Source organism: Streptosporangium amethystogenes subsp. fukuiense, from assembly GCF_042665875.1.
Classification (GTDB): Bacteria; Actinomycetota; Actinomycetes; order Streptosporangiales; family Streptosporangiaceae; genus Streptosporangium; species Streptosporangium fukuiense.
Genome location: NZ_JBHTEE010000001.1, coordinates 4,837,954 through 4,850,647 on the forward strand (window position 1 = coordinate 4,837,954; position 12,694 = coordinate 4,850,647).

General features: G+C 70.4%; 12 protein-coding genes. 4 read left to right on the top strand and 8 right to left on the bottom strand.

What is annotated here, in order from left to right; all coding sequences use genetic code 11:
- Window positions 1-13 precede the first annotated feature (13 nt).
- Window positions 14-1,510 carry a sodium:solute symporter family protein gene (locus ACFQVD_RS20530; RefSeq protein ID WP_343973798.1) on the top strand — a complete coding sequence of 499 codons (1,497 nt, stop codon included), beginning with the start codon at window positions 14-16 and terminating at the stop codon, window positions 1,508-1,510.
- A 115-nt stretch (window positions 1,511-1,625) separates the two neighbouring features.
- Here ACFQVD_RS20530 and ACFQVD_RS20535 read toward each other — a convergent pair whose 3' ends face one another.
- From ACFQVD_RS20535 to dapA, 6 genes are all read right to left on the bottom strand, one after another.
- Complete coding sequence (locus tag ACFQVD_RS20535) at window positions 1,626-1,844, bottom strand: tautomerase family protein (protein WP_343973801.1); 219 nt, start codon at window positions 1,842-1,844, stop codon at window positions 1,626-1,628.
- Between the two features lie 86 nt (window positions 1,845-1,930).
- Window positions 1,931-2,698, bottom strand: coding sequence for an IclR family transcriptional regulator (locus tag ACFQVD_RS20540; protein ID WP_343973804.1), 768 nt, complete (start codon window positions 2,696-2,698; stop codon window positions 1,931-1,933).
- Window positions 2,699-2,715: 17 nt separating this feature from the next.
- The gene (locus ACFQVD_RS20545) at window positions 2,716-3,453 is read right to left on the bottom strand and encodes an SDR family oxidoreductase (protein ID WP_343973807.1); all 738 of its coding nucleotides are present in this window, start codon (window positions 3,451-3,453) and stop codon (window positions 2,716-2,718) included.
- Window positions 3,453-4,265 carry a 5-dehydro-4-deoxy-D-glucuronate isomerase gene (kduI, locus tag ACFQVD_RS20550; protein WP_343973810.1) on the bottom strand — a complete coding sequence of 271 codons (813 nt, stop codon included), beginning with the start codon at window positions 4,263-4,265 and terminating at the stop codon, window positions 3,453-3,455. Before kduI ends, ACFQVD_RS20545 begins: the two co-directional genes overlap by 1 nt.
- A gap of 459 nt (window positions 4,266-4,724) precedes the next feature.
- Window positions 4,725-6,410 (bottom strand): ribonuclease J, encoded by a 1,686-nt coding sequence (locus ACFQVD_RS20555; RefSeq protein ID WP_343973813.1) that lies wholly within the window; start codon window positions 6,408-6,410, stop codon window positions 4,725-4,727.
- Between the two features lie 164 nt (window positions 6,411-6,574).
- Window positions 6,575-7,501, bottom strand: coding sequence for a 4-hydroxy-tetrahydrodipicolinate synthase (gene dapA, locus ACFQVD_RS20560; protein ID WP_343973815.1), 927 nt, complete (start codon window positions 7,499-7,501; stop codon window positions 6,575-6,577).
- Window positions 7,502-8,041: 540 nt separating this feature from the next.
- Between dapA and ACFQVD_RS20565 the strand changes: the two genes are divergently transcribed.
- Window positions 8,042-8,767 carry a GntR family transcriptional regulator gene (locus ACFQVD_RS20565; protein WP_343973818.1) on the top strand — a complete coding sequence of 242 codons (726 nt, stop codon included), beginning with the start codon at window positions 8,042-8,044 and terminating at the stop codon, window positions 8,765-8,767.
- 51 nt (window positions 8,768-8,818) lie between these two features.
- On the opposite strand, the gene ACFQVD_RS20570 is transcribed toward ACFQVD_RS20565, so the two are convergent.
- Together ACFQVD_RS20570 and ACFQVD_RS20575 are read right to left on the bottom strand one after the other, a co-directional pair.
- Window positions 8,819-9,289: a peroxiredoxin gene (locus ACFQVD_RS20570; RefSeq protein ID WP_343973863.1), complete on the bottom strand. Its 471-nt coding sequence runs from the start codon at window positions 9,287-9,289 to the stop codon at window positions 8,819-8,821.
- 146 nt (window positions 9,290-9,435) lie between these two features.
- A complete protein-coding gene (locus ACFQVD_RS20575; protein ID WP_343973821.1) occupies window positions 9,436-10,410 on the bottom strand; it encodes a DMT family transporter in 975 nt (324 codons plus the stop codon).
- On the opposite strand from ACFQVD_RS20575, the gene ACFQVD_RS20580 reads away from it, so the two are divergent.
- Window positions 10,409-11,806 (top strand): aminotransferase-like domain-containing protein, encoded by a 1,398-nt coding sequence (locus tag ACFQVD_RS20580; RefSeq protein WP_343973825.1) that lies wholly within the window; start codon window positions 10,409-10,411, stop codon window positions 11,804-11,806. The two genes, ACFQVD_RS20575 and ACFQVD_RS20580, sit on opposite strands and share 2 nt — an antisense overlap.
- A gap of 224 nt (window positions 11,807-12,030) precedes the next feature.
- The gene (locus tag ACFQVD_RS20585) at window positions 12,031-12,588 is read left to right on the top strand and encodes a CGNR zinc finger domain-containing protein (RefSeq protein WP_343973828.1); all 558 of its coding nucleotides are present in this window, start codon (window positions 12,031-12,033) and stop codon (window positions 12,586-12,588) included.
- Window positions 12,589-12,694 lie beyond the last annotated feature (106 nt).

The window sequence follows — 12,694 nt, forward strand, 5'->3', positions numbered from 1 at the left end:
TGGGAGGAGACACATGTCCGCACTCGACTGGTCCGTTCTGGGCGCGTACTTCCTTGTCATGGTCGGCATCGGCGTGTGGTCGAAGAGCCGCATCAGAAACGTGATCGACTTCTTCACCGCGGGAGGCCGCATCCCCTGGTGGCTGTCAGGCATCTCCCACCACATGTCGGGATACAGCGCGATCATGTTCGTGGCGTTCGCGGCCGTCGCCTACGACTACGGGCTCGCGATGTACGTCTGGTGGGCGCTGACGATCGGAATCGGCGTCGGCATCGGCGCCTTCGTCTGGGCGGCCCGCTGGAACCGGCTCCGTTCCAAGCACGGCGTGGTCTCCCCGCTGGAGTACCTCGCCCGGCGTTACAACCTGCCCACCCAGCAGGTGCTGGCCTACAGCGGCGCGCTGCTGAAGGTCGTGGACATCGCCGCCAAATGGGTGGCGATCGCCATTCTGCTCAGGGGCTTCGCGGGCATCCCGATCCAGTGGGGCATCCTGGTCACCGGGGCCGTCACGATGGTCTACATCACCGCGGGAGGGCTCTGGGCGGACGTGCTGACCGACTTCGGGCAGTTCGTCATCCAGGGGGTCGCGGGGATCGCCATGTTCGTCGCGATCATGGCCCACCTGGACGGCGTCGCCACGCTGTGGACCATGTGGGAGAAGCTGCCGCCCGGCCACGGCGACCCGTTCGCCGGGCCGTACACCATGACGTTCTTCCTCGCGCTGCTCTTCATCAAGACCTTCGAGTACAACGGCGGCATGTGGAACCTGGCCCAGCGCTACATGGCCTCCCCCTCCGGTTCGGCGGCCAGGCGTTCGGCACTGCTGTCGAGCGTGCTCTGGCTCGTCTGGCCGCTGGTCCTGTTCATCCCGATGTTCGCCGCGCCGCTCATCGTGCCCGGCCTGGCCAACGCCGAGGAGGCCTACGTGCGGCTGGCGCAGACCCTGCTGCCGCAGGGTGTGATCGGCCTGGTGCTCGCGGGCTTCTTCTCGCACACCATGGCCATGGTCGCCTCCGACGCCAACGTGATCTCCTCCGTCATCACCAGGGACATCGCCCCGGTGATCGTCCGCAGGGTGCGCGAGCTGTCGGAGCGGGCCGAGCTGACCTTCGCCCGGGTCACCACCTTCACCTTCGTGCTGGTCAGCATGGCGATCGCGATCCTGACCGAGGGCCAGGGCGTCGTGTTGAAGATCGTCGTTGACCTGGTCGCGGCGACGATGGGGCCGATCTCGATCCCGCTGATGCTGGGCATGCTGCCGTGGTTCCGGCGGAGCGGCCCGACCGCGGCCATTGCCTCCTGGGCCGCCGGCCTGGGCGTCTGGGCGTACGTCAAGTGGATCGTCGAGTCCAAGGACACGGCCGTGGTCGTCGGCCTGCCGCTGGTCACCTCGCTGATCCTGTACGTGGCCATCGGGCTGCTGAAGCCGGAGAACCGCGGGGACCGCGACGCGCTCGTCGACTCGCTGTCCACCGATCCCGAGCCGGAGCGGGCCGACTCGGCCCGCTGACGGCCCCGCGACCACCCCCGGGCGCGGCGGCTCCTCCGACCCCGCCCGCCCACCGGCCGGCTCCCCCGCCCCCGAGAGGGCACGGGGGAGCCGGCGGTGCTTTCGAGGGTCCGGACTACTTGTCGGACTCCAGAACGCCGCCGTTGGCCACGTCGGACTTCTCGATCTCGGTGAAGACGACACGCACCGCCTCGCGGCGCGCCTTCAGGATGTCCACGGCCGCCTCGGTCAGCGCGGCCACGAACTCGCGGCGCTGGTCGAGGGTCCTGCCGGACAGGAGTTCGACGGTGATGTTCGGCATGCTGACCTCCGGGCTCATGATGTTGCATAACATGAGATCAGATTTCACTACATAGAACAAGAAGTGGGCATGGCCGTATCGGGCAGGCGGGACGGAGGGGTGACGCGGGCGCGGCGCGGTCAGCCGTTGGGCACCGGCGCGCCGGGGGCACCGAGGGCCGCGGAGACCTCGCGGGCGGCGGAGACGACCTCGGGCGCGAACTGCTCGACGTCCTCGCGGCTCATGTCCATCGCCAGGGCGGAGATGGAGATGCCGCCGAGCACCTGACCGGTGTGGTCGAAGACCGGGGCCCCCACGCAGAGGACGCCGGGCAGGTTCTCCTCGTCGTCGATCGCGTACCCGCGGGACCGTACCAACGCCAGGTCGGCCAGCAGTTCCTCCGGCGTCGCCAGCGTGTTGGCGGTCGGGGTGGGCATGCCGGTACGGGCGCAGATCGCGCGGACCTCGTCGGCGCCGAGCTGGGCCAGGACCGCCTTGCCGATCGCGGTGCAGTGCAGGCGCAGGCTCATGCCGATCCGGGAGGGCATCTGGTAGGGCCTGCGCCCCTCCAGCTTGTCGACGTAGACCGCCTCGTCCCCGCTGCGGATGGCGAAGTGCGTGGTGTAGCCGATCCGCTCGTGCAGGGCGTTGAGCGCGCCGGAGGCCTGACGGGCCGGGTCGAAGCGGTTCATGACCCGGCCGGCCAGTGTGAGGATCCGGGGACCCGGCTCGTAGCCCCCGCGGCCGTCGGCCCGCGCGAACCCCCACTCGACGAGCGACTGGAGGATGCGATGGACCGTTGACTTGGACACGCCCGTAGCGGCGGCTATGTCGGTCACGCGGTGATGCTCGGCGATCGCCTCCAGCACCGCCAGCGCCTTGTCGATGGAACTGCCTTCCCTGACCACGATCATGAGCCTACTGGTCAGCGCGCCAACCAGCCTCCGTCGACCGCCAGCAGGTGCCCGTTGACGTAGTCGGAGGCGCCGGACGCCAGGAAGACCGCGGCACCCACGAGATCCTCGGGGGCGCCCCAGCGCCCGGCGGGGATGCGCGTCCTGATCTCCGCCTCCCGCACGGGATCGTCCCAGAGCCGCTCGGTGTTGCCGGTCCTGATGTAGCCGGGGGCTATCGCGTTGACCTGCACCCCCGAGCCCGCCCACTCGCAGGCCAGCGCCCTGGTGAGCCCGGCGACACCGTGCTTCGCCGCGGTGTAGCCCACGACGTTGACGCCTCCCTGGAAGGACAGCATGGAGGCGATCATGATGATCTTCCCGGAGCCCCTGGCGAGCATCCGCTTCCCGACGACCTGGCTGAGCAGGAAGACCGCGTCCAGGTTGACGTCGAGCACCTCGCGAAAGGACCCGTAGGGATGCTCGGCGGCCGGGGCCCTGCGGATGATCCCCGCGTTGTTGACCAGCACGTCGACCGGCCCCAGGCGCCCGGCCGCCGCGCCTACGGCTCCGGGGTCCGACAGGTCGAGGATCCACCGGGAGGCCCGCCTGCCGGTCTTGCGGACCTCGGCCTCCACCTCGTCCAGGTCGTCGTCTCGGCCGTGCAGCACGATGTCGGCCCCCGCCGCCGCCAGGCCCACCGCGAGGGCCCGCCCGATCCCGGTCCGCGCGCCGGTGACGAGCGCGGTCCTGCCCTCCAGCGAGAACATCAGCGCAGCTCGCCGATCTCGACCTGCTCCATGTCCTCGAAGGCCTGGTTCTCCCCGCCCATGGCCCAGACGAAGGAGTAGCTCCTCGTGCCGAAGCCACAGTGCACCGACCAGGACGGGGAGATGACCGCCTGCCGGTCCGCGACCACCAGGTTGCGCGTCTCCTCCGGGCGCCCCATCAGGTGGATCACCCGTTCGCCCTGCGGCAGATCGAAGTAGAGGTAGACCTCGGTCCTGCGCTCGTGGGTGTGGCAGGGCATGGTGTTCCACATGCTGCCGGGTTCGAGCACCGTCACGCCGAGCACGAGCTGGCAGCTCTGGATGCCCTTGGCGTGGATGTACTTGTAGATCGTCCGGTCGTTGGAACCGTCCCGGCCGCCCAGCCGCACCGGCTCGGCGTCCCGCGTGGTCGCGGCGGCCGTCGGGAAGGTCGCGTGCGCGGGGGTGGAGACCAGGTAGAACGCGCCCCCCTCGAAGCCCACCTCGCGGGCCCCCCGGCCGGCGTAGAGGCACTCCCCGTGGGCCAGCGGGTACGCGGTGCCGTCCACGGTCACCGTGCCGGGCTCGCCCACGTTGACCACGCCGAGTTCGCGGCGCTCCAGGAAGTACGCGGACCTGAGCGGATCGGGGCAGTGCAACCTCAGCTGCTCGTCTCCGGGCAGGGCTCCGCCGACCACGATCCGGTCCTCATGGGAGTAGAGCAGGCGGACCTCCCCGGGTACGAAGAGCCGCTCCACCAGGAACCGGCGGCGCAGCCAGTCGGTCGTCATCCCGGTGATCTGGTCGGGTGCCGTGGCGTGCCGTACCTCCATCGACCCTCCATTGTTCTATTACACGGAATTACAAGCTGCTACATAGAACAATGTGAGCATACAACGGCGCCCCTCTCCGCGCCCACCACCGGCGCCCGGAAAACGGTCCCCTCCGGAGCCGGAACCTTCCCCACCCGGCCCGGATCCCACGTGTATCGGACCACCGCTGAACGGACGAGAGGCGAAACATGACCGGCGTGACACGGACGGCGATCCGCCTGACGGCGGGCACCCCCTCGCGGCCGTCTTCGCGAGGGCCGCGCCCCGGCCGTCCGTCTCCGGTCCGGCGACCGCCGGAGGGTGCGTGACCGCGACTTCACCGAGCCGCCGAGGAACGCCGGGAGGACGGCGGGCGGGGCCTGCTTCCCGCGCGGCGTCCGCCGGCCCGCCTCGACCGGCGGAAGGGATGGCACCCGCGTCCGTACGACGACCGGTGCGGCCGCCGTACGGAGGTGAGGATCAGACCTCGATGACGACCGGAACGATCATCGGGCGGCGGCGGTAGGTGTCGCTCACCCAGCGCCCCACGGTCCTGCGGACCACGCGGCGGACCTGCTGGATGTCCACCACCCCGTCGGCCGCGTTCTCCTGCAGTGCCCGCTCCACCTGCGGCAGGATGTCGTCGAACATGGCCGGATCGATGCCGGACCCCCTGGCGTGGATCTCCGGGCCCCCGGCGAGCTTGCCGGTGGCGGTGTCCACCACGATGACGATGGAGATGAAGCCCTCCTCGCCCAGGATGCGGCGGTCCTTCAACGCGAAGTCGGTGACGTCGCCCACCGAGGTGCCGTCCACGTAGACGTAACCGGCGGGAACCGCTCCCACGATCTTGGCCCGGCCGTCGACCAGGTCCACCACGACGCCGTCCTCGGCGATCACGATGTGGTCGTCCGGCACCCCGGTCAGCGCGGCGAGCTTGGCGTGCGCCCGCAGGTGGCGCCACTCGCCGTGCACCGGCATGAAGTTGGACGGCCGCGTCAGGTTGAGCACGTACAGCAGCTCGCCCGCGGCGGCATGCCCGGAGACGTGCACCTTCGCGTTGCCCTTGTGCACCACGCGGGCGCCCCAGCGGGACAGGCCGTTGATCACGTTGTTGACCGCGGTCTCGTTACCCGGCACCAGCGAGGACGCCAGGAGAACCGTGTCGCCCTCGGCGATCCGGATCGGGTGATCGCGGTTGGCCATCCGCGACAGCGCCGCCATCGGCTCGCCCTGGGATCCGGTGCAGATCAGCACCACGTCCTCCGGCGGCCAGCCCTCGATCTCCTTGGAGTCGACGATCAGCCCCGGCGAGACCCTCAGGTAGCCCAGGTCACGGGCGACGCCCATGTTGCGCACCATCGAGCGACCGACCAGCGCGACCTTGCGACCGTGCTTCTCAGCCGCGTCGATGACCTGCTGGACACGGTGGATGTGGGAGGCGAAGCTCGCCACGATCACGCGCTTGCCCGCCGTACGGACGACCTCGTCGATGACCGGCGCGATCTCCCGCTCACTGGTGACGAAGCCCGGTACCTCGGCGTTGGTCGAGTCGGACATCAGCAGGTCGACGCCCTCCGCGCCGAGCCTGGCGAACCCGCCCAGGTCGGTCAGCCGCCCGTCGCTGGGCAACTGGTCCATCCTGAAGTCACCGGTGTGCAGGACGATGCCCGCGGGTGTCCTGATCGCGACGGCCAGCGCGTCCGGGATGGAGTGGTTGACGGCGAGGAACTCGCACTCGAACGGCCCGAACCTGTGCCGCTCGCCCTCCACGACCTCGCGCTTGACCGGCTGGATGCGGTGCTCGGTGAGCTTGGCCTCGATCAGCGCCAGCGTCAGCTTCGATCCCACGACCGGGATGTCGCGGCGCTCGCGCAGCAGGTACGGCACGGCACCGATGTGGTCCTCGTGCGCATGGGTCAGGATCACGGCCTCGACGTCGTCCAGGCGGCCCCGGATGTACTCGAAGTCGGGCAGGATCAGGTCGATGCCGGGCTGGTCGGGCTCGGGGAACAGCACCCCGCAGTCGACGATCAGCAGACGGCCCTCGTACTCGAACACGGCCATGTTGCGGCCGATCTCACCGAGGCCGCCCAGAGCGACGATGCGCAGGGCGCCTTCGGGCAGCATGGGCGGCGGCCCGAGTTCAGGGTGGGGGTGACTCATCGGGCCACACCTCTCTCAGCGGTCTCACATGCGACAAAGGCCCCCGTGGACAGCAGGACCACTCTCTCGCCGAGCACCCCGCCCCCAAGCGGACCAGTGTGTCTTCTTTCTCGCAAACTCTCGTTCCTCCCGTATGCGGCCGGTGAGGGCCGCGGTCGTCGCTCTCATGTCACAACTTCGTCGGACAGCTTCACACCGCCCGTGATCAAGTCTTCGCGCAGCCTGGCGAGCTGCTCATCGGTCGCCTCCACCAGAGGCGGCCGCATCGGTCCCGCGGGCTGCCCCACCAGGCTCAACGCCGCCTTCGCCATGATCGCGCCACCGGCCTGCATCATGATCCCGGAGACCACGGGGAGCAGCCGGCGGTGGACGGCGAGCGCACCCGCCACGTCCCCGGAGCGGTACGTCTCGATCATCGCGGCGATCTCCGCGCCCGCGACGTGGCCGATCACGCTGACACATCCCACGGCCCCCACCGACAGCCACGGCAGGTTGAGCGTGTCGTCACCCGAGTAGTAGGCGAGGCCGGTGGACGCGATGACCTGCGAGCCCTCGAACAGGTCGGCCTTGGCGTCCTTCACCGCGACGATCCGCTCGTGCCCGGCGAGCCGCGTCAGCGTCTCCCGCTGGATCGGCACACCACTGCGACCTGGGATGTCGTAGAGCATGGCCGGCAGGGCCGTGGCGTCTGCCACTGTACAGAAGTGACGGTAGATCCCCTCCTGGGGGGGCTTGCTGTAGTACGGCGTCACCAGCAGGAGACCGTGGGCCCCGGCGCGCTCGGCGGCTCGGGCCAGTTCGACACTGTGGTGCGTGTCGTTGGTGCCGGCTCCGGCGACGACCGTGGCCCGGTCGCCGACCGCCTCGACGACGGCGCGCAGCAGGCGCTCCTTCTCCTCGTCCGTGGTCGTCGGGGACTCTCCCGTCGTGCCGCTCACGACAAGGCCGTCGTTGCGCTGCTCGTCCACCAGATAGGTGGCCAGACGACGCGCTGTCTCGTAGTCGACCGCTCCGTCACTCGTGAACGGCGTGACCATGGCGGTCAGCATGCGGCCGAAGGGGGCGTCGTAGGTTCCAGTTGGCGCTGCCATAGACCGAACGCTACCTGGATCCGCTGAAACGGTGGACCCCGCCACCCCGCCTAACCTCCGTCCACCGATGGGCCCAAGAGTGAGCATCTCCCCAAGGTGCCCGCTGCACACCGTACACGCGGATATACGACGCCGCGGCGGGGGACTCCGATCCGCACTCGTCACGGGGCTCCGGGCCCGCCACGCGGCCGGAACCGTGCACATCGACCCGGGGATGACCTGGGGTGATCAGGGGCCGGCGACGACATCCAGGACTTCGCATCCGGTTACATGGTTAACGATACTTTTGTCCGCTTCGGCGGCGACGGGGAATTCCTTGAAGGAAAAGAGGCCGCCGATATGTGCTCGGGGGTACACACATCGACGACCTCTACCGTTGAATCGGCGCTCCTTACGCGGGCGTTACACGGTCTCTGAGATATTTTTGGGCACTTCTGGGAGCGGCACGCAAAGTTGGAGTTCCAAATCTCCACCATCACCCTGCGTTGCGCATCGAATACGACAGGATGGGACAACGCCCCAGAACCCAGGGATGGACACGTGGCAAGCTCCGATCCTGTCTACCTGCGCGTCGTCGCCGACATCCGGCGCCAGATCGTCGACGGCTCCCTTCCCCCCGGCGCCCCGATCCCCTCTCGCGCCCAGCTGACCAGGAAGTACGGCGTGGGCGAGACCGCCGCCAGGCATGCGCTGCGGGTGCTCACCGCCGAAGGCCTGATCGTCGGCCGCGTCGGCTCGGGTCACTACGTGCGGGAACAGCCGGCGCTGCTCCCGCTGCACCGCTGGCGCTTCCACGACCACCACGCCCCCTTCGCGGCCGACATCCAGTCGCAGGGCACCCGGGCCACCTGGGACTGGCGGGCCGAGCCCGCCGACGCCACCCCCGACATCGCCCACCGCCTCCGGCTGGACGAATCCGCCCCGCTGACCCGCACCCGCTACGTCTTCCGCGGCGACGGCAAGCCGATCCAGCTGACCACCTCCTACGAGCCCGCCGAGTTCGGCGAGCCTGTCACCGAGGAGAACCCGCGCAGCCTGATCGCCCGCCTGTCCGCCTTCGGCGTCAAGATCACTGAAGTCGTCGAGCAGGTCCACACCCGCGTGCCGCAGCCCGCGGAGAGCGACGCCCTCGCCCTGCCCGCGGGCGTCAACGTCCTGCACGTCGAGCGCACCCACTGGGCCGGAGACCGCCCGGTGGAGACCAGTGACATCATCATCCCCGGCGATCGCTTCCGCCTGGTCTACTCCCACCCCCTGCACCCCTGAGAGACCTCGGCCACCGCCCTGCCCGCGCCTTTCGCCCGGATGGCCGAGAGGTCAGGGGCGGGGACGGGAACGCAGCACCTCCAGGGCGCGGTCCGCATGGGCCTCCATATGGGTCTCACTGTGGATCGCTTCCAGCAGGCGGTGGTCCTCGCCGATGACGAAGGTCATCCGGCGGGTGAGGAAGGGCCCCACCCCGACGGTGCGGCGGGCGCCGAGGCGCCGGGCGACCGCGCCGTCCGGGTCGGACAGCAGCGGAAAGCCCAGCTGGTTGGCCTGGGCGAACCTCGCCTGCCGGTCGACCCCGTCACGGCTGATTCCGATCCTGGTCGCCCCCACGGCGGCGAAGTCCGCCGCCAGGTCGCGGAAGTGGCAGCTCTCGGCCGTGCATCCCGACGTCATGGCCGCCGGGTAGAAGAAGAGCACCACCGGCCCCTTGGCCAGAAACTCACCGAGCCGCCTTGGCGTGCCCGTCTCGTCGAGAAGCTCGAAGTCCTCGACCATGTCTCCCACCGCGAGGTTCATGCCCACGGGTCGTCTCCCTACGCCGTCGGAGGACCTCCGCTCGCACCGCCGGGATCCTCGTACCCGGCCAGAGCGGAAGCCGCTGTGCCGCCCCCATTCTCCGGTGAATCACCGACGGCACAACAGGGCCCCGCCCGCCCCGGTTCTCAGGAGCGGGATCGCTGCGTCAGGGCCACGCAGGCGAGGACCACCAGTGCCGCCGCGATCGTGACCGGGCCGAACGACTCGTCGAGCAGCGACCAGGCCCAGAGCAGCGTCAGCAGCGGCTGGGCGAGCTGGGTCTGCCCGGCGCGGGCGATCCCGCCCATGGCCAGGCCCGCGTACCAGGGGATGAAGCCGAGGAACATCGAGATCAGGCCGACGTACGCGAACCCGGCCAGCGACGCGGCGCCGGGCCGCACGTCGGTGGTCAGCGCCAGCGTCACCGTGATCGGCACGGTCAGCGGGGCGGCGAGGACGAGGGTGTGGGAGATGACCCGCCAGCCGGGGGTCTCCCGGGCCAGCCGCCCGCCCTCGGTGTAGCCGACGGCGGCCGACAGCAGCGCGCCGACGAGCAGCACGTCGGCGCCGGCGATGTGACCGCCCCCCATGCTGAGGGTGAAGGCCGTGATCGCCACGGCACCGAGACCGCAGGAGATCCAGAACAGCGCCCTGGGCCGCTCCCCCGCCCTCAACACGGCGCAGGCGGCGGTGGCCGCCGGCAGCAACCCGATCACCACGGCGGCGTGCGAGGTGGAGGCCCCGGCGTCGAGCGCCAGGCCACTGAAGACGGGGAAGCCGAACACCACACCCGCCACGATGACGAGGTAGGACCGGATTCGGGACCTGGGGGGCAGCAGCGGCACCCCGGCGGCGAACAGGAACGCGGCCGCCGCGACCGCCGCGACGGCGGCCCGCCCGACCGCCACCAGGTAGGGGTCGAAGCCCTCCATCGCGAAGACCGTCGCGGGAAACGACCCGGAGAACGCCAGCACCCCCAGCCCCGCCAGCAGGGTCCCCCGCCACGCCGTGCCCCGCGATTCGGGCGGCACCGCTTCCAGGGCTCCGGCCGCTCCGGCCGCTCCGCCGATGCCGTCGACCGCTACTCGATCCGAGACGATAGCGCTACTATTATCCCTCATGAATGACGATAGCAGTATTGCCCGATTGGCCGCCACGCTCCGCGAGGAGATCGACCGGCTCCGTCCGGGCGACAGGCTACCGTCGAGCCGTGAGCTGGTCCGGTTACACAACGTGAGCCCGGTGACCGTGTCGCGCGCGATCGGCAGGCTCTCCGCCGAGGGACGGGTGATCACGAAGCCCGGTAGCGGCGCCTACGTCGCCCCGGTGGTCGCCCACGGCGCCGACAGCGCCGACATGTCCTGGCAGACGGTGGCGCTCGGCGACCGGGTGGTGGACGACAGCGAGGTCAACGGCCTGCTGACCCCTCCGCCGGACGGGGTCATCCCGCTCACCGGCGGCTACCTCAACCCGGCTCTGCGCCCCTCCAGGGCCCTGTCGGCCGCCGCCTCCCGCGCGCTCCGCCGCCTCGACGTCTGGGAGATGCCACCGCTGACCGGCTCCGCGGAGCTGCGCAGGTGGTTCGCCCAGGAGCTGGGCGGCGACGTCACCCCTTCGGACGTCCTCGTCGTCAGCGGCGGGCAGGCGGCGCTCACCCACGCCTTCCGCTCCCTCGCCGCCCCCCAGACCCCCATCCTCGTCGAGACCCCCACCTATCCGGGCGCGCTGGCCGCGGCGCGGGCGGCCGGTCTTCGCGCGACGGCCGTTCCCATGGACCGTGGCGGGGTCCGGCCCGAACTCCTCGCGGAGGCGTTCGCCATGACCGGCGCGCGGGTCTTCCTCTGCCAGCCGACCCTGCACAACCCCACCGGCGCGACCCTGACCCTCGAACGGCGCGAGCAGGTGCTGGCGATCGCCCGCGCCGCCGGAGCGTTCGTGATCGAGGATGACTACGCCCGTTACTTCACCACGGTCCCCGTACCGCCGCCGATGGTCGCGCTGGACGCCCACGGCACGGTCGTGCACATCAACTCCCTGACCAAGGTCCTGTCTCCCAGCATGCGCCTCGCCGGGGTCGTCGCCCGCGGCCCCGCCGCCCGGCGCCTGAGGGCGAACCAGCTCGTGGAGTCGTTCTTCGTGGCCAGGCCGCTCCAGGAGACCGCCCTGGAGTTCGTCAGCTCGCCCTCCTGGCGACGCCACCTGACCGCGCTGAACACCGAGCTGACGCTCCGCAGGAACACCCTCGCCGCCGCGCTGACCGCCCACATGCCCACCGCCGAGATCCACCTCGTCCCCCGCGGCGGCCTGCACATGTGGGTGCGGCTGCCCGACGAGGCGGACGAGGACGCCGTGGTGGAGGTGGCCAAGAGGGCGGGCGCCCTGGTGAGCCCAGGGCGCATCTACTACCCGGCCGAGCCTCCCGGCCCCCGCATCAGGGTGACCCACTCGGCGGCCGCTCACACGGCCGAGCTGGTCGAGGGCGTTCGCAGACTGGCCACCGCCCTGGACGCCTCCTGACCTTTCGCCCCGCGGGAGACACCAGGACGACGGGTGGCCGTGAACTCACCCTCGACCGGGAAGCGGCCGTCTCCGGCCTCTCCACACTCCCATGATCATGATTGCTCCCACGGTGCGACTCGCGCCTGCGGCCCTCCCCGAACACGCGGTACCGCTTTTCGAGACACCACCCGGGAATCACAACCCCCTAACGGCGTACAGTGGTTGCGGAGAGGAGTGAAGACATGGGCAATCCCGCCGACCTGGTGATCGACTTCGTCAACACCTACGACGTCGAGAGCGACGCCGACTCGATTCCCACCCCCGCGGCGCTGGCCGCCTGGCTCGGCGGGCGGGGCCTGATCCGGCCGGGAGAGGTGGCCGACGAGACGGACCTGGCGACGGCCGCAGACCTTCGCGAGGGTCTCCGCGCGGCGCTCCGGCACGACCGTGACCGTCCCGGCGGTGAGAACGACCACGAGCCCGGGGCCGGGCTGCCGCGGGCGTTCCCCGCCCTCCCGCTCCGGGTCGCCCTGACCGCCGACGGTCCGGTGCTCGAACCGGTCGTGACGGGAGCGCTCGGCGGGCTGGCCGAGATCGCCGCCGCCGTGATGAGCACCCACGCGTGCGGGATGTGGCCGCGCCTGAAGGTCTGCGCCGAGAGCACCTGCCAGTGGGCGTTCGTCGACTCCTCCAAGAACCGTTCACGGTCGTGGTGCTCCATGAGGGTCTGCGGCAACCGCACAAAGACAAGGGCATATCGGGCCCGTCGGCAGACGGAGCCGGGTTCACGTCATCTCTGAGTCGGATTCCCCGATACGGTGTAAGAGCCTGACTCACGGATCCACCCGCCTGATGCCCGCTCGCGTGGCACGAGATCCGCGAGACAGCGCGTTCCGAGGCGACGGC

Excerpts from the sequence above, each read along its gene's own strand:
- ACFQVD_RS20585 (WP_343973828.1), top strand. The coding sequence starts at position 12,031 with ATGGGCAATCCCGCCGACCTGGTGATCGACTTCGTCAACACCTACGAC.
- ACFQVD_RS20575 (WP_343973821.1), bottom strand. The coding sequence starts at position 10,410 with ATGAGGGATAATAGTAGCGCTATCGTCTCGGATCGAGTAGCGGTCGAC.
- ACFQVD_RS20570 (WP_343973863.1), bottom strand. The coding sequence starts at position 9,289 with ATGAACCTCGCGGTGGGAGACATGGTCGAGGACTTCGAGCTTCTCGAC.
- ACFQVD_RS20535 (WP_343973801.1), bottom strand. The coding sequence starts at position 1,844 with ATGTTATGCAACATCATGAGCCCGGAGGTCAGCATGCCGAACATCACC.
- ACFQVD_RS20530 (WP_343973798.1), top strand. The coding sequence starts at position 14 with ATGTCCGCACTCGACTGGTCCGTTCTGGGCGCGTACTTCCTTGTCATG.
- ACFQVD_RS20555 (WP_343973813.1), bottom strand. The coding sequence starts at position 6,410 with ATGAGTCACCCCCACCCTGAACTCGGGCCGCCGCCCATGCTGCCCGAA.
- dapA (WP_343973815.1), bottom strand. The coding sequence starts at position 7,501 with ATGGCAGCGCCAACTGGAACCTACGACGCCCCCTTCGGCCGCATGCTG.
- kduI (WP_343973810.1), bottom strand. The coding sequence starts at position 4,265 with ATGGAGGTACGGCACGCCACGGCACCCGACCAGATCACCGGGATGACG.
- ACFQVD_RS20545 (WP_343973807.1), bottom strand. The coding sequence starts at position 3,453 with ATGTTCTCGCTGGAGGGCAGGACCGCGCTCGTCACCGGCGCGCGGACC.
- ACFQVD_RS20580 (WP_343973825.1), top strand. The coding sequence starts at position 10,409 with ATGAATGACGATAGCAGTATTGCCCGATTGGCCGCCACGCTCCGCGAG.